This window comes from Pseudomonas sp. P7759, assembly GCF_013386445.1.
In the GTDB taxonomy this organism is placed as follows: Bacteria; Pseudomonadota; Gammaproteobacteria; order Pseudomonadales; family Pseudomonadaceae; genus Aquipseudomonas; species Aquipseudomonas azotoformans_A.
Genome location: NZ_JACART010000009.1, coordinates 95,440 through 120,313, shown reverse-complemented (window position 1 = coordinate 120,313; position 24,874 = coordinate 95,440). Strand labels below are relative to the sequence as shown.

General features: G+C 60.8%; 30 protein-coding genes. 21 read left to right on the top strand and 9 right to left on the bottom strand.

Annotation, left to right across the window (positions count from 1 at the left end):
- Nucleotides 1–8: 8 nt before the first annotated feature.
- From HX823_RS12280 to HX823_RS12270, 3 genes are all read right to left on the bottom strand, one after another.
- Entirely contained in the window at nucleotides 9–923 is a 915-nt protein-coding gene (locus tag HX823_RS12280) for a c-type cytochrome (RefSeq protein ID WP_038850957.1), read from the bottom strand.
- Nucleotides 920–1,567, bottom strand: a complete 648-nt coding sequence (locus HX823_RS12275; protein ID WP_177075015.1) for a c-type cytochrome — start codon at nucleotides 1,565–1,567, stop codon at nucleotides 920–922. Before HX823_RS12275 ends, HX823_RS12280 begins: the two co-directional genes overlap by 4 nt.
- A 174-nt stretch (nucleotides 1,568–1,741) precedes the next feature.
- Complete coding sequence (locus tag HX823_RS12270) at nucleotides 1,742–2,095, bottom strand: hypothetical protein (RefSeq protein WP_033902948.1); 354 nt, start codon at nucleotides 2,093–2,095, stop codon at nucleotides 1,742–1,744.
- Between the two features lie 214 nt (nucleotides 2,096–2,309).
- On the opposite strand from HX823_RS12270, the gene HX823_RS12265 reads away from it, so the two are divergent.
- From HX823_RS12265 to ada, 4 genes are all read left to right on the top strand, one after another.
- Nucleotides 2,310–2,612 carry a DUF1883 domain-containing protein gene (locus tag HX823_RS12265; RefSeq protein ID WP_003191319.1) on the top strand — a complete coding sequence of 101 codons (303 nt, stop codon included), beginning with the start codon at nucleotides 2,310–2,312 and terminating at the stop codon, nucleotides 2,610–2,612.
- 25 nt (nucleotides 2,613–2,637) lie between these two features.
- Entirely contained in the window at nucleotides 2,638–2,805 is a 168-nt protein-coding gene (locus HX823_RS12260; RefSeq protein WP_177075014.1) for a hypothetical protein, read from the top strand.
- A gap of 4 nt (nucleotides 2,806–2,809) precedes the next feature.
- Nucleotides 2,810–3,475 (top strand): DNA oxidative demethylase AlkB, encoded by a 666-nt coding sequence (gene alkB, locus HX823_RS12255; RefSeq protein WP_177075013.1) that lies wholly within the window; start codon nucleotides 2,810–2,812, stop codon nucleotides 3,473–3,475.
- A 75-nt stretch (nucleotides 3,476–3,550) separates the two neighbouring features.
- Nucleotides 3,551–4,597, top strand: coding sequence for a bifunctional DNA-binding transcriptional regulator/O6-methylguanine-DNA methyltransferase Ada (gene ada, locus HX823_RS12250; RefSeq protein WP_038850963.1), 1,047 nt, complete (start codon nucleotides 3,551–3,553; stop codon nucleotides 4,595–4,597).
- On the opposite strand, the gene HX823_RS12245 is transcribed toward ada, so the two are convergent.
- Nucleotides 4,594–5,172, bottom strand: coding sequence for an ABATE domain-containing protein (locus tag HX823_RS12245; RefSeq protein ID WP_177075012.1), 579 nt, complete (start codon nucleotides 5,170–5,172; stop codon nucleotides 4,594–4,596). The two genes, ada and HX823_RS12245, sit on opposite strands and share 4 nt — an antisense overlap.
- 173 nt (nucleotides 5,173–5,345) lie before the next feature.
- Here HX823_RS12245 and HX823_RS12240 point away from each other — a divergent pair, with 173 nt between their 5' ends.
- The 8 genes from HX823_RS12240 (at nucleotide 5,346) to HX823_RS12205 (ending at nucleotide 13,670) form a co-directional block, all read left to right on the top strand.
- On the top strand, nucleotides 5,346–6,224 hold the full coding sequence (locus HX823_RS12240; protein WP_177075011.1) for an alpha/beta fold hydrolase: 879 nt from the start codon (nucleotides 5,346–5,348) through the stop codon (nucleotides 6,222–6,224).
- A gap of 109 nt (nucleotides 6,225–6,333) precedes the next feature.
- Nucleotides 6,334–7,395, top strand: a complete 1,062-nt coding sequence (locus HX823_RS12235; protein ID WP_177075010.1) for a nitronate monooxygenase family protein — start codon at nucleotides 6,334–6,336, stop codon at nucleotides 7,393–7,395.
- Nucleotides 7,396–7,508: 113 nt separating this feature from the next.
- Entirely contained in the window at nucleotides 7,509–8,267 is a 759-nt protein-coding gene (gene modA / locus HX823_RS12230) for a molybdate ABC transporter substrate-binding protein (protein WP_038850969.1), read from the top strand.
- Complete coding sequence (gene modB, locus HX823_RS12225; RefSeq protein WP_033902954.1) at nucleotides 8,268–8,948, top strand: molybdate ABC transporter permease subunit; 681 nt, start codon at nucleotides 8,268–8,270, stop codon at nucleotides 8,946–8,948. It abuts the gene before it with no gap.
- A 5-nt stretch (nucleotides 8,949–8,953) separates the two neighbouring features.
- On the top strand, nucleotides 8,954–10,033 hold the full coding sequence (gene modC / locus HX823_RS12220; protein WP_177075009.1) for a molybdenum ABC transporter ATP-binding protein: 1,080 nt from the start codon (nucleotides 8,954–8,956) through the stop codon (nucleotides 10,031–10,033).
- Nucleotides 10,034–10,111: 78 nt separating this feature from the next.
- Complete coding sequence (locus HX823_RS12215) at nucleotides 10,112–11,149, top strand: DNA topoisomerase IB (RefSeq protein WP_177075008.1); 1,038 nt, start codon at nucleotides 10,112–10,114, stop codon at nucleotides 11,147–11,149.
- 124 nt (nucleotides 11,150–11,273) lie between these two features.
- Nucleotides 11,274–12,896: an ATP-binding cassette domain-containing protein gene (locus HX823_RS12210; protein ID WP_177075007.1), complete on the top strand. Its 1,623-nt coding sequence runs from the start codon at nucleotides 11,274–11,276 to the stop codon at nucleotides 12,894–12,896.
- A gap of 69 nt (nucleotides 12,897–12,965) precedes the next feature.
- Nucleotides 12,966–13,670: a YoaK family protein gene (locus tag HX823_RS12205; RefSeq protein WP_177075006.1), complete on the top strand. Its 705-nt coding sequence runs from the start codon at nucleotides 12,966–12,968 to the stop codon at nucleotides 13,668–13,670.
- A gap of 146 nt (nucleotides 13,671–13,816) precedes the next feature.
- Here HX823_RS12205 and HX823_RS12200 read toward each other — a convergent pair whose 3' ends face one another.
- The 4 genes from HX823_RS12200 to HX823_RS12185 all read right to left on the bottom strand — a co-directional run bounded on the left by HX823_RS12200 (nucleotide 13,817) and on the right by HX823_RS12185 (nucleotide 15,633).
- Nucleotides 13,817–14,170 (bottom strand): hypothetical protein, encoded by a 354-nt coding sequence (locus HX823_RS12200; protein WP_177075005.1) that lies wholly within the window; start codon nucleotides 14,168–14,170, stop codon nucleotides 13,817–13,819.
- Nucleotides 14,171–14,342: 172 nt separating this feature from the next.
- Nucleotides 14,343–14,654, bottom strand: coding sequence for an AzlD domain-containing protein (locus HX823_RS12195; RefSeq protein WP_016974806.1), 312 nt, complete (start codon nucleotides 14,652–14,654; stop codon nucleotides 14,343–14,345).
- Nucleotides 14,651–15,346 (bottom strand): AzlC family ABC transporter permease, encoded by a 696-nt coding sequence (locus tag HX823_RS12190; RefSeq protein ID WP_177075004.1) that lies wholly within the window; start codon nucleotides 15,344–15,346, stop codon nucleotides 14,651–14,653. Before HX823_RS12190 ends, HX823_RS12195 begins: the two co-directional genes overlap by 4 nt.
- Before the next feature lie 71 nt (nucleotides 15,347–15,417).
- A complete protein-coding gene (locus HX823_RS12185) occupies nucleotides 15,418–15,633 on the bottom strand; it encodes a hypothetical protein (protein ID WP_005788169.1) in 216 nt (71 codons plus the stop codon).
- Nucleotides 15,634–15,810: 177 nt separating this feature from the next.
- On the opposite strand from HX823_RS12185, the gene HX823_RS12180 reads away from it, so the two are divergent.
- From HX823_RS12180 to HX823_RS12140, 9 genes are all read left to right on the top strand, one after another.
- Nucleotides 15,811–16,167 carry a metalloregulator ArsR/SmtB family transcription factor gene (locus tag HX823_RS12180; RefSeq protein ID WP_177075003.1) on the top strand — a complete coding sequence of 119 codons (357 nt, stop codon included), beginning with the start codon at nucleotides 15,811–15,813 and terminating at the stop codon, nucleotides 16,165–16,167.
- Between the two features lie 19 nt (nucleotides 16,168–16,186).
- Nucleotides 16,187–17,470, top strand: coding sequence for an arsenic transporter (locus HX823_RS12175; protein WP_177075002.1), 1,284 nt, complete (start codon nucleotides 16,187–16,189; stop codon nucleotides 17,468–17,470).
- A 2-nt stretch (nucleotides 17,471–17,472) separates the two neighbouring features.
- Nucleotides 17,473–17,943, top strand: coding sequence for an arsenate reductase ArsC (locus HX823_RS12170; protein ID WP_177075001.1), 471 nt, complete (start codon nucleotides 17,473–17,475; stop codon nucleotides 17,941–17,943).
- Nucleotides 17,944–17,954: 11 nt separating this feature from the next.
- Nucleotides 17,955–18,641: an arsenical resistance protein ArsH gene (arsH, locus tag HX823_RS12165; RefSeq protein ID WP_038850985.1), complete on the top strand. Its 687-nt coding sequence runs from the start codon at nucleotides 17,955–17,957 to the stop codon at nucleotides 18,639–18,641.
- A 48-nt stretch (nucleotides 18,642–18,689) separates the two neighbouring features.
- Nucleotides 18,690–19,301: a LysE family transporter gene (locus HX823_RS12160; RefSeq protein ID WP_177075000.1), complete on the top strand. Its 612-nt coding sequence runs from the start codon at nucleotides 18,690–18,692 to the stop codon at nucleotides 19,299–19,301.
- Nucleotides 19,302–19,619: 318 nt separating this feature from the next.
- A complete protein-coding gene (locus tag HX823_RS12155) occupies nucleotides 19,620–19,913 on the top strand; it encodes a hypothetical protein (RefSeq protein WP_177074999.1) in 294 nt (97 codons plus the stop codon).
- Between the two features lie 235 nt (nucleotides 19,914–20,148).
- Complete coding sequence (gene mgtA, locus HX823_RS12150) at nucleotides 20,149–22,863, top strand: magnesium-translocating P-type ATPase (RefSeq protein ID WP_177074998.1); 2,715 nt, start codon at nucleotides 20,149–20,151, stop codon at nucleotides 22,861–22,863.
- A gap of 65 nt (nucleotides 22,864–22,928) precedes the next feature.
- Nucleotides 22,929–23,276, top strand: coding sequence for a DUF2493 domain-containing protein (locus HX823_RS12145; RefSeq protein ID WP_177074997.1), 348 nt, complete (start codon nucleotides 22,929–22,931; stop codon nucleotides 23,274–23,276).
- A gap of 18 nt (nucleotides 23,277–23,294) precedes the next feature.
- Entirely contained in the window at nucleotides 23,295–24,116 is an 822-nt protein-coding gene (locus HX823_RS12140) for a hypothetical protein (RefSeq protein ID WP_177074996.1), read from the top strand.
- Here HX823_RS12140 and HX823_RS12135 read toward each other — a convergent pair.
- A complete protein-coding gene (locus HX823_RS12135; RefSeq protein ID WP_038850996.1) occupies nucleotides 24,113–24,802 on the bottom strand; it encodes a tellurite resistance TerB family protein in 690 nt (229 codons plus the stop codon). The genes HX823_RS12140 and HX823_RS12135 overlap by 4 nt on opposite strands.
- Nucleotides 24,803–24,874 lie beyond the last annotated feature (72 nt).

Sequence of the window (24,874 nt, the reverse complement as noted above, 5' to 3'; positions counted from 1 at the left end):
GCAACAGTTTAACGGATGCCCTGCCCGATCAGCACGCCTTCTACGGTTTGGCCGTAGAGATTGACGCCGTCATTTGCGTGGAACTTGAGCCGGGTTTTCTCCACGGAACCGTCAACCAGGCGCGGATCCTGCGGCCGTTCATGGCTGTTGACATAGGCGGCCACGTCCCAGGCTTGCTGGTCGCTCAGACTACCGCCCTTGCCCAGCGGCATGTTGTGCTTGATGAAGGACGCCGCCGTATTGATGCGGTGCATCCCCGCGCCCCAGTTGTAGGAGTCTTTACCCCACAACGGCGGCATCACATAGCTGTCGCCGACCTTTTGGCCCTGCCCTTCGGCGCCGTGGCAGACAGCGCATTGCGCTTCATAAACCTGGGCGCCCTGCCTCAAGTCGTAACCCTTGGCCGGTTGCGCAACGTCCGGATAGCCGCGCCCCGGCAATTCAACACCCAGTGGCGCCTTGCTCGCCAACCAATAAGCGTAAACCGAGAGCGCGGTGATCTCGGGACTATCTGCAGCCGGAGGCGTGCCGCCATTCATGCTGAACTGGAAGCAGCCCTGCAATCGCTCGGCAAAGGTGTTTACCTTGTCGTTTTTCTTCCGATAGGCCGGGTACATCGGGTAGGCAGCCCACAAGGGCGCCGAGTTGGCGAGGCGGCCCTGGTCCAGGTGGCAGTTGCTGCAGTTGAGTCCGTTACCGACATAGTTCGGCGCCAGACGTCTGGTATCCACGAACAGCGCGTACCCCTCCTTCACCAGCTTGCCGTAGGCATTGTCAGGCAGTTCGCTTTCTTGAGGAGGCTGGAATTGGCTGGCAGCAGCGTGGCTGGCAGGTTGCAACTGCGACTGGTCTTCCATGGCGATCGTGGCGGCGTGGGCCGAGGGTAGACCCAGTAGGCCCAAGGCCAATATCAACGGGCTCATGGCTTGGCCTCCAGTTTCAGCGAGGCGAAATACTGGGCCACGCCCTGCACTTCTTCTGCCGTGAGAGACTTGGCGATGTGCCCCATCAAGTCATTCGGATCATTGTGGCGGGTGCCGTTTTGCCAAGCCGTCAACTGCGCTGCCAGGTAAGCGGCGGGTTGACCGGCCAGGGGTGGGAACGCGTCGCCGACGCCCGTCCCTGCTGGGCCGTGGCAGCTGGAGCACGCCGGAATCTGCCGCTCCCAGGCGCCCTGTTGTGCGAGTTTTTGGGCGGCGTTGATCGGCATTTCGCTGCGATAGACCGCCTGGGGAACAGCACTTGGCATTGCCGCCAGCGCCCGGCTGACCGCCTCGATTTCGGCATCCGTGAGCGCATTCGCTAATGGCTGCATCACGGGATTGGAACGGCTGCCACTTTTAAAGTCTTCCAGTTGTTTACGTACATACGTCGCGGACAAGCCCGCTAATCGAGGAAAACCTGCTGCAGCCATCCCCGCGCCATCGGCGCCATGGCAGGCGACACAGGGCATGGCGCCCGGCTGCGAACCGCCCTCGGCAAAGATTTTACTCCCCTCCAGCGCGTGGGCATTGCCCAATAACAACATCAGCGCACTGCCCATCAGTACTCGTTCCAGGGACATCATCACGGCTCCATTTTATAGTTATATGCTTAGACGCTTACGGCATAAGCCTACAAATGGTAGGGGAATGACCCCGTCGCGACAACTCCAAAAACGTAACGCAAAAAAGCCCGGCTTTGCGCTTACGCGGCCAGGCTTTTTTATCGGATAGGAAGTCGCTGGGTTGAACAGGCCAGATCAGCCGGAAATGCAGTCCTCGCCCGCCTTCTTCACATCACCCGGACGGATCGGCACATTGGACATGCTCTCGTAGAGCTTGATGCTGCTACCGCTGGAGCGCTCATCGATCTCGAAGATCGCTGAAGGGTCGGCGGAAAACTTCTGCGGCACAATCACCTGCACACCGCCATCCTTATGCGGTTCGATCTGCGACGGCCGACGGGTCGCCGAGAGTTTTTTCACCACACACGCGGCGTATTCCTGGGGTTTCTTCCCGGAAATGACGGCCAAGGTCGGAGGGGTCTGCTTGATATCTGCAACCGAAGCACACCCACCAATCGCCAGGGCCAGAACCAACACACTCCACTTCATACTAAAACCTCCGATAAAGACCCTACGACAGCGGGGATGGTAATTTTCTCCCGCCCACGTAGGATTTATCCCTGATAACTCGGTAAATAACTGTTTTAAATTGTCGATGTCGTTGAAGACGGGCCGATAATAAACGCGCTGGGGCTGATAAACTCCATCTTAACCTACGTATCGTTCTGATTTTTCAGAAAAAGCCCTTCTGGAGCCCCCACCCATGAAATTCATCCATCAGCGTGAGCACCTCAACGAGGGTGACATTGTCGTCATCGAATGCTCGCAGACTTGTAATATTCGTCTGATGAGCGACGCGAATTTTCGCAGCTTCAAAAATGGCGGCCGTCATACCTATCACGGCGGTGCTTTCGACAAGTTCCCCGCCAAAATAACCGCACCGAGCACCGGGTTCTGGAACATCACCCTGGATGTGGTCACGCGTCGTGCAATCAGCGTGACCCGCAAACCCGCGTTGTCCCACAAGATCCGCATTGTGCGTCGTACCAGCTCCAAACTGAGCTGATCCGCATACTTCACAGGAAATAGCCGTGACCACCACTACAAAATACGTGATCAAGTACAAGCTCAACGGCGAACGCCGCTTTGAGTTCGCCCAACTGCAGACCAACAGCGTGGAAGAAGCCAAACAAGCCCTGGCGAAAATTCACGATGCCAGTGATGAAATCACCGACATCAATGTGAGCAAGGCGCTGTAAGGCGATGCCCGGCCCCACCGCTGACCTGTTTGCCGACGACGCCCTGCAGCAACCCGCAGGGCGCGAGCAAATTGGCGATCAGTCCTACGTATTAAGGGGTTATGCCCTACCTTGGATTGAGCGCGTTCTGCCAGAACTGCGACAGGTGCTGGCTCAATCACCCTTCCGGCAAATGGTCACACCTGGCGGCTTTACCATGTCGGCGGCATTGAGCAGTTGCGGCGACCTGGGCTGGACCACCGACACCTCCGGTTACCGCTACTCACCGCTTGACCCACGTAGCCAACAGCCATGGCCGCAGATGCCAGACGTTTTGCGTCAATTGGCGGTGCAGGCGGCGGCAGAGGCCAGTTTTCCCGACTTTGCCCCCGACGCCTGCCTGATCAACCGCTATGTACCTGGCGCCAAAATGTCCCTGCACCAGGACAAAAACGAACGTCGCTATAGCGAACCAGTTGTATCCGTGTCACTCGGCTTGCCGGCGATTTTCTTGTTTGGCGGACATGAGCGCAGTGACAAAACCCGCAAAGTCTCGCTGTTCCACGGCGACGTGGTGGTGTGGGGCGGCGTGGACCGCCTGCGTTTCCACGGGGTGATGCCGATCAAGGAAGGCGTACATCCGGTCATGGGCCCGCAACGCATCAACCTCACGTTTCGCACCGCCGGCTGATTTGACCGCAAGCTTCAGAGTGCCAGATGTGCGCGGCGCGATTAGTCTGAACGGAATCCGTCAAGAGTACCGAGCATGACCACCGAACAAGACCCGCGCTGGGCGGCCATCCTCGCCCGAGACCCCAAGGCCGATACGTTGTTCGTCTACGGTGTAAAAACCACCGGTGTGTACTGCCGCGCCAGCAGCGTTTCACGCTTGCCACGCCCGGAAAACATCGAGTTCTTCGACACCCCCGCACAGGCCGAAGCCGCCGGGTATCGCCCCAGTAAACGCGTGAGCGCAGACCAGACCCAGTTGGTTGCGCACCATGCGCAACTGGTCGCGGACGCGTGCCGGCATATCGAAAAGGCCGACACTGCACCCAGCCTGCACGCGCTGGCTTCGCAAGCCAACCTGAGTCCGTTTCATTTTCATCGTGTGTTCAAAGCCGTCACTGGCCTGACCCCCAAGGGCTACGCCACTGCGCACCGTTCGCGCAAGGTGCGCGATGGGCTCAAAGGCTCGCACTCGGTAACGGATGCGCTGTATGACGCCGGCTTCAACTCCAACAGCCGCTTTTATGAGTCGGCTGACCAGCTGCTTGGCATGAAACCCAGCGACTACAAAGCCGGAGGGACTAACTCGGCGATCCTGTTTGCCGTCGGGCAGTGCTCGCTGGGGGCGATTCTGGTGGCGCAAAGTGCGCGTGGCGTGTGCGCGATTCTGCTGGGGGATGACCCTGACAAGCTGGTACGCGATCTTCAGGATCAATTTCCCAGGGCGGAACTGGTAGGCGCCGACCAGCGCTTCGAGCAGTTGGTCGCGCAGGTCGTGGGCTTTATCGAAGCGCCTGCGCTCGGCCTGGACCTGCCGCTGGACTTGCGCGGCACCGCATTTCAGGAGCGGGTGTGGCAAGCCTTGCGCGATATTCCAGCGGGAAGCACGGCCAGCTACGCGCAAATAGCCGCGCGAATCGGTGCGCCGAAGTCGTTCCGCGCGGTGGCTCAAGCCTGTGGCGCGAACAGCCTCGCGGTGGCGATCCCTTGTCACCGAGTGGTGCGCAGTAACGGCGAACTCTCGGGCTACCGCTGGGGTGTAGAACGTAAGCAGCAGTTGCTGGAGCGTGAGAGCAAGGCTTAACCCAGCTTGCGCTTGCGAAACTCAGCAACTTTGTGTCGGTTGCCGCACAGCGCCATGCTGCACCAACGGCGCTTATGAGCCTTGGTGCGGTCGTAGAACCACAACACGCATTCGGGATGTTCGCAGGTGCGGATTAAATTGAAATCGCCCTCCACCAGTAAACGTGCTGCAGCCTCAGCAATCATCGAGAGAAATTGCTCCGGGGTCTGCTGCTTGCGCTGACGCTCAACGCGTAACTCACCCGACGCCAGCCAAGCCAACTGCGGATGGCTGACGGCCTTGCGCAAAAAGCCATTCAGCGCGGCGGGATCGCCCCGCGCTCCCTCCTTGCGCGACTCCAGCAATACACGGATCACCTCGCGCAGTTCCCGGCCCACCCGGAGCAATGCGCCCGGTTCAAACGCAGGCACCTGCCCTTCCTTCACCCACTCCAGGCGCACCAGCCAACGCTCGACATCGGCATCGCACTGCCAGAAGTCGTGGGGTTGCGCGTCCACATTGGCGCGGGTGTTGACCATGTCCAGCACCGGGTCATCGGCGAGGACATAAGGCTCAAGGGGTGCTGGGATAGTCATGGTCATTCCTCTTCAGGGCGTCGACATAGTAACCGCTATCCAAGAGGATGGATAGTTACACGAAACAAATATGAAACCTTTATAAATCACTTGACCGGTTACATTTTTCGGCGCAACTTTTTAAAACGGTAACCCGTATATCCATCCAATCAAGTTACAAAGGCGCCTTCATCATGACCACTCCAACCTCCGTCGTTCACTACCGCCATGTCGATGCCGACGGCGTACGCATGTTCTACCGCGAAGCCGGCGACCCCTCGGCGCCGGTCATGTTGCTGCTGCATGGCTTCCCCAGTTCGTCGCATATGTACCGTGACCTGATCCCGTTGCTCGCTACACGCTTTCGAGTGATCGCGCCGGATTTGCCGGGCTTTGGCTTCACCGAAGTCCCGGCCCAGCGCGACTACCACTACAGCTTCGATAACCTGGCGATCACCGTCGGGCATTTTGTCGATGCGCTGGAATTGACGCGTTACGCGTTGTACGTCTTCGACTACGGCGCACCCGTAGGTCTGCGCCTGGCAGTGGCACACCCTGAACGGGTCAGCGCGCTCGTCTCGCAAAACGGTAACGCCTACCTCGAAGGCCTGGGCGACGCCTGGGCACCCATTCGCGCCTATTGGGCCGAACCAAGCCAGGCCAACCGCGAGGTGATCCGCAACGCGGTGATCAGCCTGGAAGGCACGCGCTACCAATACCTGCACGGTGTCCATCAACCCGAACGGGTTGCGCCGGAGTCCTACATGCTCGACGTACTGCTCATGCAGCGCCCCGGCAATGACGAGATCCAGTTGGACCTGTTCCTCGACTACCGCAACAACCTGACGCTGTACCCTGCGTTCCAGGCCTTCTTCAGGGCCAAACACGTGCCGACACTGGTGATCTGGGGCCAGAACGATCCGTTCTTCATCCCCCCGGGTGCTCACGCTTATAAAACCGACAACCCAAACGCCGTGGTGGAACTGCTCGACACCGGGCACTTCGCCCTGGAAACCCACGCAGCCCACATCGCCGGGCGGATTCACGCGGTACTGGGAAACGCCATCAACTGATGGCAACCCACGAAACGCGCCGTTCGTCCAGTGAATAAAACAGAGTAGCCGGGTGTCATGGGCCCTGTTAAAACAGCGAAAAGCCTCATTAACGCTGGAGAGACATCCCATGAGCACCTGGCCCGACACCCGCATCATCGACCTGCTGGGGATCGAACTGCCCATCATCCAGGCGCCCATGGCCGTAGGCACAACCACGGCCATGGTCATCGAGGCCAACAAAGCTGGCGCGCTGGGCTCATTGCCAGCGGCGGCACTGAGTCTTGCGCAATTGCGCGAAGCGCTGACCGCCATCCGTGAGGCCAGCCCACGCCCGATCAACGTCAACTTCTTCTGCCACCAGCCTCCAGCCCCCGACGCCGCGCGCGATCGGCGCTGGAAGGACTTGCTGGAACCCTACTACCGCGAATTGGGTGCCGATTTTGAGGCGCCAACGCCCGTGTCCAACCGCGAGCCATTCAACGAAGCCGCGTGCCAGGTCATCGAGGAATTCCGTCCCGAAGTCGTCAGCTTTCACTTCGGCCTGCCGGAAAAAAACCTGCTGGATCGAGTAAAAGCCACGGGTGCGAAAGTGTTGTCCTCGGCCACCACGGTGGAAGAAGCGATCTGGCTGGAGCAGCACGGCTGCGACGCAATTATCGCCATGGGCAGTGAAGCGGGCGGCCATCGTGGCTTGTTTCTCACCGACGACCTCAATACCCAGATCGGCCTTTTCGCCCTGCTGCCGCAAGTGGTCGACGCCGTCAGCGTGCCGGTGATTGCCGCCGGAGGGATCGGTGATGCACGCGGGATTGTCGCGGCCTTTGCCCTGGGCGCCTCGGCGGTGCAAATCGGTACAGCTTACCTGTTTACGCCTGAAGCCAATGTCACCCCTTCGCACCACCACGCACTGCGCCATGCCCAGGCCAGCGAAACCGCGCTGACCAATCTGTTCACCGGTCGCCCGGCACGGGGCATCGTCAACCGTGTGATGCGTGAGTTGGGCGCAATCAACCCAGCCGCCCCGGCATTCCCCACCTCCGGCGGCGCGTTGATACCGCTCAAGGCCAAGGATGAAGCGGGCTTCAGCAATTTATGGTCCGGCCAGGCGCTGCGCCTGGGCAAAGACACCACCACCTATGACCTGACGCGCGAACTGGCGGAGCAGGCCCTGGCCAAACTCAACCCGTAGCACCTGTGGCAACTTTGCACTGTACCGGCAATGGCCAACCGCTATATATTCCCATACATAGCGGTTAAGCCTTCTACCTATAACAAGCCGTACACCCTCAAAGGAGCTGCTTCATGACGATTCACGCCTCACGCCTGGCCATCCTGGTCGCTGCCCTCGCCTTCGGTTCGGCCCATGCCGATGAAGTCCAGGTGGCTGTCGCCGCCAACTTCACCGCACCGATCCAGGCGATTGCCGCCGACTTCGAAAAAGACACCGGCCACAAACTGGTCGCAGCCTACGGTGCCACCGGCCAGTTCTACACACAGATCAAGAATGGCGCGCCGTTCGAAGTGTTCCTGAGCGCCGACGACACCACCCCGCAAAAGCTCGAAACCGAAGGCGACACCGTCAAAGGCTCGCGCTTCACCTACGCCGTCGGCACCCTGGCGCTGTGGTCGGCCAAGGAAGGTTACGTCGATGCCAAAGGCGACGTGCTGAAGAAAAACGAGTTCAAGCATTTGTCGATCGCCAACCCGAAAGCCGCGCCATACGGCCTGGCCGCTACCCAAGTGCTGGCCAAGGAAGGGCTGACCGAGAAGGTCAAAGACAAGATCGTCGAAGGCCAGAACATCACCCAGGCCTACCAGTTCGTGTCCACCGGCAACGCCGAGCTGGGCTTTGTGGCCTTGTCGCAGATCTACAAAGACGGCAAAGTCACCAGCGGTTCAGCGTGGATCGTTCCCGCGGCCATGCACGACCCGATCAAACAAGACGCAGTGATCCTCAACAAGGGCAAGGACAGTGCTGCTGCCAAGGCACTGGTTGATTACCTCAAGGGGCCTAAAGCTGCTGCTGTCATCAAGTCCTATGGTTACGAGCTGGCCAAGTAAATGCCGTTATCGAGTGCCGATTTTTCCGCTATCTGGTTGACCATCAAACTGGCGTCACTGACTACCGTGATCCTGCTGGTCATCGGCACTCCGATTGCCCTGTGGTTGTCGCGCACCCGCTCCTGGTGGCGCGGCCCCATTGGCGCCATCGTCGCTCTGCCGTTGGTGTTGCCACCGACGGTGATCGGTTTCTACCTGCTGTTGACCATGGGCCCCAATGGCTACTTCGGCCAGTTCACCCAATGGCTGGGCCTGGGCACCCTCACCTTCAGCTTCGCCGGGCTGGTTATTGGCTCGGTGATCTATTCCATGCCGTTTGTGGTGCAGCCGTTGCAAAACGCCTTCTCCGCGATCGGCACACGCCCGTTGGAAGTGGCCGCAACCTTGCGGGCCAATCCTTGGGACACGTTCTTCACGGTCATTTTGCCCCTGGCGCGGCCAGGGTTTATCACCGCCTCCATCCTGGGTTTTGCGCACACCGTCGGTGAATTCGGCGTGGTGCTGATGATCGGCGGCAACATCCCGGACAAGACCCGGGTGGTGTCGGTGCAGATCTACGACCATGTGGAAGCCATGGAATATGCCCAGGCCCATTGGCTGGCCGGCTCCATGGTGGTGTTCGCGTTCCTGGTGTTGCTGGCGCTGTATTCCAGCCGTAAAACCAAGATGGGCTGGAGTTGATGTCGATGATTGATGTACGTCTGAACCACAAGTATTCGGGCTTTGCCCTGGAGGTGGACCTGCACGTGCCCGGTCGCGGCGTGACAGCGCTGTACGGGCATTCCGGTTCCGGCAAGACCACTTGCCTGCGCTGTATTGCGGGGCTTGAGCGTGCCGAAGATGGCTTTGTCCAGATCAACGATGAAGTCTGGCAAGACAGTCGCAACGGGTTGTTCGTACCGCCCCATAAACGCGCGCTGGGCTACGTGTTTCAGGAGGCCAGCCTGTTCCCTCATCTGTCGGTGCGGGCCAATCTGGAGTTCGGCCTCAAGCGTATTCCCCGACAGCAGCGCCGTGTGGATATGGCCCATGCCACCGAGTTGCTGGGCATCGGCCACCTGCTCGATCGCCATCCCCAGCACCTTTCCGGCGGTGAGCGCCAGCGCATCGGCATCGCCCGCGCGTTGCTCACCAGCCCCAGTCTGTTGTTGATGGACGAGCCCCTGGCCGCCCTCGACAGCCAGCGCAAAAGCGAGATCCTGCCGTACCTCGAACGCCTGCACGATGAACTGGATATCCCGGTGCTGTACGTCAGCCATGCCCAGGATGAAGTGGCGCGCCTGGCCGACCACATCGTCTTGCTCAGCGACGGCAAGGCCCTGGCCAGCGGCCCCATCGGCGAAACCCTGGCGCGGCTCGACCTGCCCCTGGCGCTGGGTGACGATGCCGGTGTGGTGATCAACGGTGCAGTCAGTGCCTACGACGATCACTATCAGTTGCTCACCCTGCAACTGCCCGCCAGCGCCCTGCACATGCGTGTGGCCCATGCGCCATTGGCGGTAGGCAAGGCGCTGCGGATCAAGGTGCAGGCGCGGGATGTGAGCCTCAGCCTGCAAGCGGAGGAACACAGCAGCATCCTCAACCGCTTGCCGGTTACGGTCACGCAAGAGATTTCAGCGGACAACAGCGCGCATGTGCTGGTGCGCCTGGACGCGGGCGGCACGCCGTTGCTGGCGCGCATCACGCGTTTCTCACGCGACCAGTTGCAATTGCACCCCGGCCAGAGGCTCTGGGCACAGATCAAGGCCGTCGCGGTGTTGGCGTAAGCAACCTTTTGGCACGACCGCACACCGCTGCGGTCCATCAGACATACCGGCCTGATTTGTTGCCAAGGAACCCGCCTCATGTCCGACTCTGCGCTGCCCCGCGACCTGCATTACGTTGACGACACCCAGCCCGGCATCCGCCGCAAGACGCTGCGGGGCAAGTTCCAGTATTTCGACCCCAAGGGTGAGCGCATCCACGACGCCGACGAGATCAAGCGCCTGAACGCCCTCGCCGTCCCGCCGGCTTACACTGACGTGTGGATCTGCGCCGACCCGCGCGGCCACCTGCAGGCCACCGGCCGCGACGCCCGTGGCCGCAAGCAATACCGTTATCACCCGCGCTGGCGCGAAGTGCGCGACACGGACAAGTACTCGCGGCTGCAAGAATTCGGCAATGCTCTGCCCAAGCTGCGCAAGCAGCTGGAAGCGCAAATCGCCGAACCCGGATTTACCCGCGAAAAGGTGCTGGCCACCGTGGTGACGCTGCTCGACGCTACGCTGATCCGCGTCGGCAATACCCAGTACGCCCGCGACAACAAGTCCTATGGGCTGACCACCCTGCGCACCCGCCATGTGGATGTCAAAGGCAGCGAAATCAAGTTCCAGTTTCGCGGCAAGAGCGGCGTCGAGCACCAAATCAGCGTTAAAGACCGGCGACTGGCAACCGTGGTCAAGCGCTGCCTGGAATTGCCGGGCCAAAACCTGTTCCAGTACCTGGATGAGGATGGCGAGCGGCACACCGTCAGCTCCCAAGACGTGAATGATTACCTGCACAAACTCACCGGCGCCGACTTCACCGCCAAGGATTACCGCACCTGGGCCGGCACCGCCATGGCGTTGGCCGTGTTGCGGGAACTGGAGTGGCAGCCTGAGTCCGATGCCAAAAGGCATGTTGTGTCGATGGTCAAGGATGTCGCCAAACAGCTTGGCAACACCCCAGCGGTGTGCCGCAAGTGCTACATCCACCCTGCCGTGCTGGAGCATTTCAGCCTCGGCGAACTCTCCAAGCTGCCCAAGCCGCGCATCCGCAAAGGGCTCAAGGCTGAAGAAGTGGCCTTGGCGATGTTTCTTGAGCAACTGGCGGCGCACTTGCCGAAAAAAGCCAAGACGGGTTAGGCTTTGCCTCCCTTCTGATCCGCAGGACGACCGCCGACGTGAACCACTAAGCCTTCCAAAATGTATCTGCAACAAGCCGCCTGGCGCGCTTGTTGGCCTGTCCGACATTTTTTTGGAGGTGCTGATGACTGACGTCAACCGGCTGCCCGTCCTTGTTTCCCTGCAACACCTGAGTTTCCAGTTCGCCAATGGCGAGACCTTGCTGGATGACCTGACCCTGTCCATCGATCACGTGCCTACCGGCATTGTGGGGCGCAATGGTCGCGGCAAAAGTATTCTTGCCCGGTTGATCGCTGGGCTGCTGCCACCCTCCTCCGGATCGCTGAATGGCCCTGCCCGAGTGATCTACGTGGCGCAGAGCATCACGGTTGCGCCAGGGGAAACGGTCGCCGATCTCACCGGCACCGCCGTGATATTGGCCGCCCTTGAACGCATGGTTCGAGGCGCCGCACGGATCGAAGATCTGGAGTTGATCGACGACCGTTGGGACCTGGCCGAGCGTTTGCGCAGCGCCCTGGATGGCGCGGGGCTGGCGCAGCTGGCTTTTGATACCCCCGCCGACCAACTCAGCGGCGGTCAGTTGGCCAGGGTCGCGATTATCGGCGCGCTGCTGGCTGCGCCGCCGTTGCTGGTGCTCGACGAACCCACCAACCACCTCGACAGTGATGGCCGCGCGTGGCTGCTGCGCGTGCTCGACGCTTGGCGGGGTGGCCTGGTGGTGGTCAGCCATGATCGGCAATTGCTCAACGCCATGGCGCGCATCATTGAACTGTCGCCCCTCGGCGTGAACGTCTATGGCGGCAACTACGAGGCCTATCGGCTGCAGCGTGATACCGAACAACAGGCCGCCAGCGCCGCGCTCGACCATGCACGCCTGGAGCGCAGTCGCGAACGGCGGCGGCTGCAAAAAGACCACGACAGCCTGCAACGCAACGCCGCGCGCTCACGCAAGCATGCAGAAACCGCCAACGTCGACCGCTTCACCAAGGCGCGCTGGAAAGGCGCCGCCACCGAGATCGTCAGCACCGTGCGTAGCGCGCATTGGCAACATAAACACGAACTGGATGCCCAGGTGCGCCAGGCTTATGAACGGGTCGAAGATGAAACGCCGACCTTGTTGGCATTGCCCGCCTCAGCGGTGCCCAACGGGCGACAGGTGCTGTCGTTGGTGGACGCACAGTTACCGTGGCTGCCGTCGACTTCTCTGAATCTGCATCTCGCCGGTCCGGTGCGCGTCGCCGTGCGTGGGCCCAACGGCTGCGGCAAGTCCACGTTGCTGAAGGTACTGGCCGGTCAATGGCAGGTCGTCGCGGGTGAATGCAGGGTGCATCTGCCCTGCGCCTACATTGATCAGCACCTTGCGCTGCTGGACGATCAGCGCTCCATCGTTGAACAGCTCAACCTGCTCGATACCCCCCTGGCCGAAGCCCAACTGCGCACGCGCCTGGCGTTGCTGCAACTGGATGCCTTGCGCGTCACCCAACCCACCGGGCAACTCAGCGGCGGCGAACGCTTGAAAGCCGCGATGGCGATTGCCTTGTGGCGCGAAGTGCCGGCGCAACTGCTGTTACTGGACGAACCGACCAACCATTTGGACCTGGAGTCGGTGATGGCTTTCGAGCAAGCGCTGCAAGGTTTCAACGGGGCGATGCTGGTGGTGTCCCATGATGCGGCGTTCATCCGATCGATCAAGCCCACCCATTTCCTGGATTGGCATCGCACCGGTTGGTCGTTGAAGCCTGCTTGAGGTCATTGCACGTGCGCGTAAAGCGTCCTACGGTAGTGGCCGGATAATCTCACCGAGGAACCCGGCCCTATGCTGCCTTCGCCCCGCAAGCCTTACGCCAATGCTGCACTGGCCCATCGACAGCGCTGGCGTGGCCGGGTCGGGCTGATGCTGGTGGCCAGCCTTTCAGTACTGGCGGGGATGACCGATGCCATCGGCTTCATGGCGAGCGGCGACTTCGTTTCGTTCATGAGCGGCAACACCACGCGCCTGGCGGTGGCGATCAGCGCGGGTGATCTTGGGCTGACCGGGCGGCTGTTGTTGCTAGTAGCAACATTTGTGGTCGGTAACGCACTGGGTGTGCTGGTCAGTCGACTCAGCCGTCGTCATGCCCTGCCTTTGCTGCTGTGTATTGCGGCCTTGTTGTGCGGCGCGGCATGGCTGCCTTTCACTGACACACTGCTCGCGCTGCTGGCGGCAATCATTGCGATGGGCATGCTCAATGCGGCGGTGGAAGAGGTCAACGGACTCCCCGTAGGGCTGACTTACGTCACTGGCGCACTGTCACGCTTTGGTCGTGGGCTGGGACGCTGGTTGCTCGGAGAACGACGCACGGGCTGGCGCGTGCAATTGATCCCATGGACCGGCATGTTCGTGGGCGCGGTGATTGGCGCGCTGCTGGAGCAGCAGATGGGCTTGAAGGCGCTGATGGTCAGCGGGGTACTGGCGGGGTTGTTGGGGTTGGTGTCACTGAAGATTCCCCGTCGCTGGCACCTGGGTTACATGCCGCGTTGAAGAAAAGGAGGGATGCTCGCCCGACGTTTAGGCCTCGACGTCCGTGTACTGGTAAAGAGCCATCATGTCGGGCGAGCGGGTGAATCATAAGCTAATGCCCGGCGGCTGTCGTGCCAGGCATTTCCTAAATCGTCTAAGGCAATGGATTACAGGCAGGTCGCGAGTGCGGCCAAACGACGCTTGGCGGGCATGTTGTCTTCTGCGGCGTAGTACTTGATGGAAGAACCGGCACCCGCGTTTTGCACGTCGACGAAGTAATCGCCAGCGGTGGTGTAGACGGTGTAGCCGCCCGCCGCGATCGGCTCCTTGAAGCCGCCGGCATCAACGCCGAACACGCTTTCGTCCTGCCAGCCGAACTGCACGCATTCGGCAACAACCAGGGTGGCCTTGTCCGAAGCCAGGGTCTTGTAGGGCGTGCCTGCGCGCGCTTCTTTCATCTTCGAGCCCGCGCAACCGGCCAGGGCCGCCAATACCAGTGCGCCAATTACCACCTTGTGCATGCCATTGCTCCGTTGGAAAAAAACGCGACTGTACCATTGCCACAGGCTCTACTGACGGCTGTATGAACTTTGTTTCACTGTAAAGAGAGCAGGCGCCGCCTATAGTGGCGACGCTCATTTTTAGAAGTCTCCCTTCGGCCCGCTCTCCCGCGGGCTTTTTTTCGCCTGGGTTTTAGAGCAACCAGCGGAACAGATAGAACAACGCCATGCTCAGCAACACCGTGACCAGCACATTGCGCGTCCAGAACATCAACGCCACTGCGCTGATACCCGCCAACAGGTAGGGGTTGGCCGGACTGAGGTTCAGATGATGGTCCGCCAGGAAAATGATCGGCCCGCAAATCGCCGTGAGCATGCCCGGCACCGCAAACCCGAGAAACTCCCGCGCGCCACGGTTGAGGCGCACCGGCAGGCGCGGCTCGATAAACAGGTAACGGTTGAGAAAGACCGCGAGGCCCATTATCACAATCATCAGGAAGATCATGGCTGCCCTACTCCCAATCGCTTGCAGGCGTAACCCGCGCACATGCCCAACAGGCCGGACACCACCACCGCCGATTCCCAGTGCAGGAAGCTCAACCACACCGAAAACAGCAGTGAAACCGCCACGCAGACCACCGTGGGAATATCCCGCACCACCGGCGTGATCAACGCGATAAACGTGGCGGCAATGGAAAACTCCAGCCCCAGTTGATCAAGGCCGGGAATGCTTTTACCGAGCACAATGCCCGCCAGGGTGAACAGGTTCCAGGCGATGTAGAACGTCAGCCCGACGCCCAGCGCATACCAACGGTTAAAGGTCTCGCGGTCATAGTGGCTGACCAGTGCGAAGAATTCGTCGGTCAACAGAAAGCCCAGGCTGATACGCCAGCGGGTCTTGAGGGGAGAAAGGATCGGCCGCAGGTGCATGCCATACAGCAGATGCTGGGAGGTCAGCAGCAAGGTGGTCAGCACGATGGAAATCAGGCTGGCGCCACTCTTGACCATCCCAATGGCAACCAGTTGCGCCGCACCGGCAAACACGATGGCGGATAAGCCCTGGGCTTCCAACGGGCTGAATTGCGCATCGATGGCCATGGAACCGGCCAGCAGGCCCCAAGGCGCGCAGGCCAGGGACAAGGGAATAACGGCAATGGCGCCGCGAGCGAAGGCGTAATGCGGTAAGGCGGTAGGCATGGAAACGGCTCATCGACAGACAGTCGACAAGCATGCCAGCGCAACAACGGGCTTGTCTTGAACGATCTTGCTCAGGCGAGCCTGACCGACACCTGCTCCACCGAATCACGCGCTTCGCGCAACTCATAGGCATCCTGGTTGAGCCGGTGGATGGTATTGAGCAGACGCTGGCGCAGCACTTCATCGCCGAGTTTTTCGACGGCGCGCATCAGGTCGAACGCAGCGGTTTCGTTATTTTCCGCGACGGAATCGAGGGTCTTGCGCAGGTTGCGAGTGGCACGGGTCACGCGGGGTCTTCCTTCATCAGCAATGGGCAGGCACTTTAGGACATTCGTGTTTCATTTTAATTTCAAACACTTGTGGCGGATTTCAAGGCATTTGATCCATATCAATTGAAACAGGGTTTGACTGATACATATGGAAATACGTATATTCGGATAACCATATATACAAAGGCCTTGGCCATGCCGGACTCCCTCTCCCCGCCCACCCTCTTCAAATGCCTGGCCGATGCCACCCGTGCCCGCCTGACATTACTGATCCTGCGTGAAGGCGAACTTTGCGTGTGCGAACTGATCCATGCCTTGGACGACAGCCAGCCGAAAATCTCCCGGCACCTGGCGCAACTGCGCAGCTGCGGGTTGCTGCAGGACCGTCGTCAGGGTCAATGGATCTACTACCGCATCAACCCAGCGTTGCCCGAGTGGGTGACGCAGGTGCTGCACACCACCTTGCAAGCCAACCAGCCATGGTTGCACAGCGACGCACAGCGTCTGGATGCAATGGGCGACAGACCACAACGGGCCAGCACTTGCTGCTGAGCCATCGGAGCCTTTATTCATGCTTGTCGCAATTGCCATTTTTATCTTCACCATCGTCCTGGTCATCTGGCAGCCCAAAGGTTTGGGCGTCGGCTGGAGCGCCACGATGGGCGCGATCCTGGCCCTCGCCTGCGGCGTGATCAGCCTGACTGACATTCCGGTGGTGTGGCACATCATCTGGAATGCCACGGGGACCTTTGTCGCGCTGATCATCATCAGCCTGTTGCTTGACGAAGCCGGCTTCTTCGCCTGGACCGCACTCCACGTCGCACGCTGGGGTCGTGGACGTGGCCGACGCTTGTTTGCCTATATGGTGCTGCTCGGCGCCTTGGTCTCGGCGCTGTTCGCCAACGACGGCGCGGCACTGATCCTCACGCCCATCGTAATGTCGATGCTGCTGGCGCTGCGCTTTTCTCCGGCGGCCACCCTGGCGTTCGTCATGGGCGCGGGCTTTATCGCCGACACGGCGAGCCTGCCGCTGGTGGTGTCGAACCTGGTGAACATTGTCTCGGCGGATTACTTCAAGATCGGCTTCAACGAATACGCCGCCGTGATGGTGCCGGTGAACTTTGTCAGCGTTGCGGCCACGCTGGCGGTGCTGCTGTGGTTCTTCCGCCGCGACATCCCGCAGACCTACGACCCCGCCGACCTCGCAGACCCTGCCAGTGCCATCCACGACCGCGCGACTTTCCGCGCCGGCTGGTGGGTGCTCGGCATCCTGCTGGTAGGCTGCTTTGCCCTGGAACCACTGGGCATTCCGATCAGCGCGATTTCCGCCGTGTGCGCCGTGCTCCTGTTGGTGATCGCCGCCAAGGGCCATAAGATCTCCACGCGTAAAGTACTGAAGGAAGCGCCGTGGCAGATCGTGGTTTTTTCCCTCGGTATGTACCTGGTGGTCTATGGCTTGCGTAACGCCGGCCTCACCACCTACCTGGCGACCTGGCTCGATACCTTCGCCACTTACGGCGTGTGGGGCGCAGCCATGGGCACGGGCGTGCTGACGGCGTTGCTGTCCTCGGCGATGAACAACCTGCCGACGGTGTTGATCGGCGCGCTGTCCATCGAGTCCAGCCATGCCGTGGGCGTGGTCAAGGACGCGATGATCTACGCCAACGTGATCGGCAGTGACCTGGGCCCGAAAATCACCCCTATCGGCAGCCTCGCTACCTTGCTGTGGCTGCACATCCTGGCGCGCAAAGGCATCACCATCACCTGGGGCTACTACTTCAAGGTCGGCATTGTGCTGACCTTGCCGGTGCTGTTGATCACCCTCGCCGCCCTTGCCTTGCGACTGAGTATCTAACGATGAAAGTCCTGTTCATGTGTACCGCCAACAGCTGCCGCAGCATCTTGTCCGAAGCGATGTTCAACCACCTGGCGCCGGAAGGTTTCGAGGCGATCAGCTCCGGCAGCTTTCCCAAGGGCCAGGTCCTGCCACGCAGCCTGAGCACCTTGCAGGCCGCCGGTATCAGCACCGACGGCTTGTACAGCAAGGGCAACGACGCGTTCGAAGGCAGCCCGCCGGACGTGGTGATTACCGTGTGCGACAAGGCGGCCGGCGAAGCGTGCCCGGTGTATTTCGGGCCGGCGGTGAAGGCGCACTGGGGGTTGGAAGACCCTTCGGATGTGCAGGGTGACGACGCGAGTGTGCAGGCGGCATTCGACGCCACGCTGAAGACCATTGCCACTCGCTGCCGGGCGTTTTTTATCCTGCCGTTTGCCGAGCTCAGCCCAACTGAACTCAAGGCAGAACTCGCCCGAATTGCCGAGCTGTAACCGGAGGTTCCATGACCACCCTGCCCAACCTGGACCTGTCGCTGTTCCCGTCAAATGCGCACGGCTCGGCCCAACCACCGCGTATCCTGCTGCTCTACGGATCGACCCGAGAGCGCTCGTTCAGCCGCCTGCTGGTGGAAGAAGCCGCGCGCCTGTTGCAGCACTTCGGCGCGCAAACGCGCATCTTCAACCCCAGCGGTTTACCACTGCCGGATGATGCCCCCAGCGATCACCCCAAGGTACAAGAGCTGCTGGAACTGATGCAGTGGTCCGAAGGCCAGGTGTGGTGCTCGCCCGAGCGCCACGGCTCGATGTCAGCGGTGTTCAAGGCACAGCTCGACTGGGTGCCGCTGGCCCTTGGCGCGGTGCGCCCGACCCAAGGTAAAACCCTAGCGGTGATGCAGGTGTCCGGCGGCTCCCAGTCGTTCAACACGGTTAACCAGTTGCGCGTGCTGGGGCGCTGGATGCGCATGTTCACCATCCCCAATCAATCCTCGGTGCCCAAGGCCTTCATGGAGTTCGACGATCAGGACCGCATGAAGCCCTCTGCCCTGTACGACCGTGTGGTCGACGTGATGGAGGAACTGGTGAAGTTTACCCTGCTGCTGCGCGAGCGCCCCGACCTGGTGGACCGCTATTCGGAGCGCAAGGAAAGCGCCGACGAACTCTCGCAGCGTGTCAATCAACGGTCGATTTGAGCCCGTCTGCCAGCGTATGCTCACGCACTTTCCTGAAAGGACGCGGGCATGCTGACCATCTTCTTTTACGCATTGGTATTCGGTTTTGTGTTCTGCCTCTCGCCCGGCGCGGTGCTGGCAGAGACTTTGCGCCGTGGCTTGCTGCACGGCTTCACACCGGCCCTGCTGGTGCAGTTTGGCTCACTGGTGGGCGATGCGGTGTGGGCAGTGATCGGCCTGACCGGGATCGCTTTGCTGATCCAACATGATGCCGTGCGCGTGCCGCTGACGGTGGTCTGTGCGGTGTACCTGGCCTGGCTCGGCATTCGCAGCCTGATCGACGCCTGGAAGCTACCTGAGTCAGACGATGCACCCGCCAGCACTCGGCAAAACGCACTGGCCACCGGGGCGGCGATCTCCCTGGCCAACCCGAAAAACATTGTTTACTGGGGCGCGTTGGGCAGCGCGTTGTCGGGCATCGTCGGCACCACGCCCAGCCACGGGCAGACGCTGATGTTCTTTGCCGGGTTCATGCTGGCGTCGGTGCTGTCGTGCTTTCTGATCGCGGGGCTGGTCAATATGTTGCGCCAGAACGCGTCACCGTTGTGGCAACGTATCAGTTATGGCACCTGTGGCGTGGTATTGATCTATCTGGCCGTTCTGGCCGCACAGGGTATCTAAAGTTATATACCCACTAACTTTCGAATGCCGATTATCTGAATGAACTCTGAACACCGGACAATTTAACTAATCATGCGTTGACATTTTGTAACCGTCTGAGTAGATTGCCCGTGCCTGCAATTGGGGCCTTTTTTAAACCTCACAAAAGAAGCCAATGGACACAGTATCTAGTCGCTGTCCGAGCACCGCTTACGCGGGCATCGGGCGCCAAACCCAGAATATGACAGGACTCGCCTCCCCGGTCCGGTAAGCTGCGCTAGAGCTCGATGCTCCACCGTAACTGCCTCGCCGGTAGCCTGTCCGGTCCCGAGGTGTGTTATGACCTTCCAAGCCCTTGTTTTGCCTGATGTACGCACATTAGCGGCCGCCCTGCGCGCCAAGCTGTGCCGTGAGCCCGTAGGCTTTTCCCCTACCCGCTCAGCGTTTGCTGCACCCTCCCCTCAAGTGCGCCCGGCCTACCCGCTGGCGCATTGGCGTATCTGCCCGGAAAGCGGCCAACTGGTGCAGCACTGGGATCACGCCGACCCTCAAGACCCGCAGAGACCCAAGGTTTCCCGCCTGGCACAGGCCAGCTTGATGCTCGGTCTTTATGTGAGCACTCGCGCCGCCTGACCCGGCTGGAAACAGCAACTTCCTGATCCCTGTTCTGGAGTTCTTTATGAACACGTCCAGTAGTAGCCCGCTGCGCGCTAGTTAACTAACGCGCTGTTAGCGGGCACTGTAGAAGTTATGTGAACACCTTATTTAAACCGATCGCGAAGTTAGCGACTCGGCATGCTTTCGCTCGCCTGTCTTCAGGTAAGTACCGGGTATGTTTTGTCGAAAATTGGCGACAGGAGTACAGACAATGAGCGCCGTAAAAAACCCGCCTCTGCACAAAAAGAATGGCACCGACGCCGACACCAAACTGTCGATGCGTGCCGCCCGCGAAGCCCACAACGGCCTGTCGGCCACCCTGGCGAACGTACGTGCCACCCAGGACGGCCTGACCGAACTGGACGCTTGCGCTCGCCTGCAACGCGAAGGCTACAACGAAGTCGCCCACGACAAGCCGCCTCACGCCATCGTCCAGTTCCTGCAGGCACTGAATAACCCCTTTATCTACGTGCTGCTGACCCTGGCCGGTATCAGTTTCTTCACCGACTGCTGGCTGCCGATGCAGGAAGGCGAAGACGCTGACCCAACCAAAGTCATCATCATCATGACCATGGTGCTACTCAGCAGCCTGCTGCGCTTCTGGCAGGAACACCGTTCGGCCAAATCCGCCGAAGCCCTGAAAGCCATGGTACGCACCACGGCCACCGTGTTGCGCCGTGAGCAAGTCGGTTCGCAACCGACTCTGCGCGAAGTGCCGATGCGCGAACTGGTGGCCGGCGATATCGTGCAGCTGTCGGCGGGCGACATGATCCCGGCGGACATCCGCCTGATCGAATCCCGCGACCTGTTCATCAGCCAGGCAGTGCTCACCGGCGAAGCCTTGCCGGTGGAAAAGTACGACACCCTGGGTAACGTCACGCAGAAATCCGCCGGGCCGGTGGTGGCCGACCAGGGCAACCTGCTGGACCTGCCGAACATCTGCTTCATGGGGACCAACGTGGTCAGTGGTCGCGCCAAAGCCGTGGTCGTTGCCACCGGGCCGCGCACCTACTTTGGCTCCCTGGCCAAGGCGATTGTCGGCTCCCGTGTGCAAACCGCGTTCGACCGTGGGGTGAACAGCGTCAGCTGGTTGCTGATCCGTTTCATGTTGGTGATGGTGCCGATCGTGTTCCTGCTCAACGGCTTCTCCAAGGGCGACTGGGGCGATGCCTTCCTGTTTGCCCTGGCGGTGGCCGTCGGCCTCACCCCGGAAATGCTGCCGATGATCGTCAGCGCCAACCTGGCCAAGGGCGCCACCGCCATGGCCAAGCGCAAAGTGGTGGTCAAGCGCCTCAACGCAATCCAGAACTTTGGTTCGATGGACGTGCTGTGCACCGACAAGACCGGCACCCTGACCCAGGACAAGATCATCCTCGAACATCACGTCAACGCCTTTGGCCAGCGCGATGATGCGGTGCTGTCCCTGGCCTGGCTCAACAGTCATCACCAGAGCGGCATGAAGAACCTGATGGACCAGGCGGTGGTGGAATTCTCGGAGCAGAACCCGAAGTTCAAGGTGCCGTTCGCCTACAGCAAGGTTGACGAATTGCCGTTCGACTTCGTGCGCCGTCGCCTGTCGATCGTGGTCAAGGATGCCGCCGACGACCAACTGCTGGTGTGCAAAGGCGCTGTGGAAGAGATGCTGAGCATTTCCACTCACGTCATGGAGGCCGGCGCCGCCGTGCCGCTGGATGATCGTCGCCGTGAAGAACTGCTGGCGATTGCCAACGACTACAACGAAGACGGTTTCCGTGTGCTGGTGGTCGCCACCCGCCACATTCCGAAATCCATGGCACGTCAGCAATACACCACTGCCGATGAGCGCAACCTGGTGATCCAGGGCTTCCTGACCTTCCTTGATCCACCGAAGGAAACTGCCGGCCCTGCCATTGCTGCACTGCAACAGATCGGCGTGGCCATCAAGGTGCTGACCGGCGACAACGCCGTGGTCACCAGCAAGATCTGCCGCCAGGTCGGTCTCGATCCAGGCCAGCCGCTGCTGGGGGCTGAAATTGAAGCCATGGACGACGCCACGCTGCTGCGCCGTGTGGAAGAGCGCACCGTGTTCGCCAAGCTGACACCGCTGCAGAAGTCCCGCGTGCTCAAGGCGCTGCAAGCCAACGGCCACACCGTGGGTTTCCTGGGTGATGGGATCAACGATGCACCGGCACTGCGCGACGCCGACGTGGGTATCTCGGTCGACACGGCCACCGATATCGCCAAGGAATCGGCCGACATCATCCTGCTGGAAAAGAGCTTGATGGTGCTGGAAGAAGGCGTGCTCAAGGGCCGCGAAACCTTCGGCAACATCATGAAGTACCTGAACATGACGGCCAGCTCCAACTTCGGCAACGTGTTCTCGGTGCTGGTGGCCAGTGCGTTCATTCCGTTCCTGCCGATGCTGTCGATTCACCTGTTGCTGCAGAACCTGATGTACGACATCTCCCAGCTGGCTTTGCCGTGGGACAAGATGGACAAGGAGTACCTGGCCAAGCCGCGTAAGTGGGATGCGAAGAACATCGGCCGGTTCATGATCTGGATCGGGCCGACCTCGTCGATCTTCGACATCACCACCTTTGCGCTGATGTGGTTCGTGTTCGCGGCCAACAGTGTGGAAATGCAGACCCTGTTCCAGTCCGGCTGGTTCATCGAGGGGCTGCTCTCGCAAACCCTGGTCGTGCACATGCTGCGGACCCGTAAGATCCCGTTCTTCCAGAGCACCGCCGCGTGGCCGGTGTTGATGATGACCTGTGTGGTGATCGTGCTGGGGATCTACGTGCCGTTCTCGCCACTGGGCACCCTGGTGGGCCTGCAACCGCTGCCGCTGGCGTACTTCCCATGGCTGGTGGGCACCCTGCTCAGCTACTGCTGCGTGGCCCAACTGATGAAGACGATCTACATCCGCCGCTTCAAGCAGTGGTACTGATCCCCCCCGCCGTTTAAACGGTGGCGGTCGCCCGGCCGCCACCGTGCAACACAAGGAATCACCTTATGCGCGTCTTGATCTGTGCAGGTCGTCATTACGCCGACACCAAAATGTCCCGCCAAGTGCTGGACGCTTACCACCGCCTGCGCCCGGTGCAGGTATTGATCCACGGCGGCAACCAATTCCTCGGCAGCGACGTCGAGGACTGGGCACGGGAACTGGGCATCGACGTGGTGCGCTACCCGCCCAACTGGCAACGCCACGGCAAGCAGGCGGAACGCCAGCGCAACCATTTCATGCTGACCGACAGCCGCCCAGATGTGGTCATCGCCCTGCCCGGCGGGGACGACACCTCAGAGCTGGTCTGCCAGGCCAAAGCCAGCGGCATTTCGGTGCTGACCGTAGAAAGCTGAATTCATGCGAGGTGCATCATGCACAAAAAACACACCCCACCACGCCAGGACGGGTTCGCCAAATACCGTGCGCGTCACTACCGCGGTGCACGTCACACCCTGTTGCTGCTGCCACCGGCCAAACGTCGCGCGTTGCAGCGCAACCTGATCTTTATCGGGTTGACCCTGGGCATCCTGTTGACGATTGCCTTGCTGTCCAAGGCCAACGCGGCCGGTGGTTCGTACGTGGTCGATGACGGCGCGATCAATGCGCCGGGCGAATGCAATGTCGACGCCTGGCACACCGCCGATCGCCACGAGGGCAGTACCCACACTGAAACGCTGTCGCCCGCCTGCACCTTTGCTGCGTTGCCTTCGGTGCAATGGGGCGCAGCCCTGTCCCGCGCTACCAGCGCAGACAAGGGCGAAACCCAAGTGAACCCACAGCTTAAGGCGCAAGTATGGTCGCGGGAAGATCTGGGGCTGGAAATGGCCGTGTCGGCCGGTGCGCACTTTGCACACGACCGTCAGCATGGCTTCGATGGCGCTGACTTCAACATCCCGTTGACGTGGCAACCGCTGGAACCCTTGCGGCTGAACCTGAATGCTGGTTGGACTCACGCCTACAACGATGGCGACCAAAAACACCGCCTGACCTGGGGCACCGGCGTTGAGTACCACGTGGCCCATTCGTTGACCGTGATCGCCGAACGTTACGGCCAGGATGGCGGCGATCAGGCATGGCAGGCCGGGCCGAGGCTTCATTTCGGCGAATTTGTCGACGTGGACCTGGTGGTCGGGCGCAGCCTGATCGGTGAGCGCGCGCAATGGCTCACCACCGGTGCCACGCTGCGATTCTAGGCCTTGGCTTGTTGTTCCAGGTGCAGTTGCAATTGCGGGTCGATGTGCAACTGCCCCGCCAGGTCATCCAGGTAATTACGTTCGGCATCCTGCTGGTCGTCCACCAACATCACACTGGCCAAGTACACCTCGGCCGCCATGGCCGGGTCGCTGGCGAACTCGGCGAAATCCGCGGCATCCAGAGGCTTGGCGACTTCGGCGTCGAGCCACTGTTGCAGTTGCGGGTCGTCGGTATGGCGGCCCAGCTCACTGGAAATCAGCTCCTTTTCTTTGTCATCAATGCGGCCATCGGCTTTCGCGGCGGCAATCAAGGCACGCAGTACCGCATGGCTGTGGGCTTCGGCTGCGGGGCCGTCGAGCTGGTCCACTGTCTGGAAGGCTTGCTGCGGCGCAGTGGCCTGCTGGCGTTGCCAGGCTTGGTAGGCCTGGAATGCCGCCATGCCGAGGGAGGCCAGCGCAGCGTAGTTCATCCCGCCGGAACGCCCTTGAGCGGGACGAGTGCCCGTGGCGCCACCCAACATGCCACCCAGCCCTCCCAATAAACCACCCAGACCGCCACCGGCTGATGCATTGCCGGTGCTGGTGCCCTTCAGTAACCCACCCAGCAGTCCACCCAGGCCGCCGGATGACGCACTGCCGCCTTGCCCGGCGCGCAGGAGTTGTTCGAGTAAATCGCTGGTGTTCATGGTGTCACCCTCCGAGGGCGCAGTGTTGGCGTCTATCAACCATAGCCCGGCCTTGCCGGAACACCATGACCG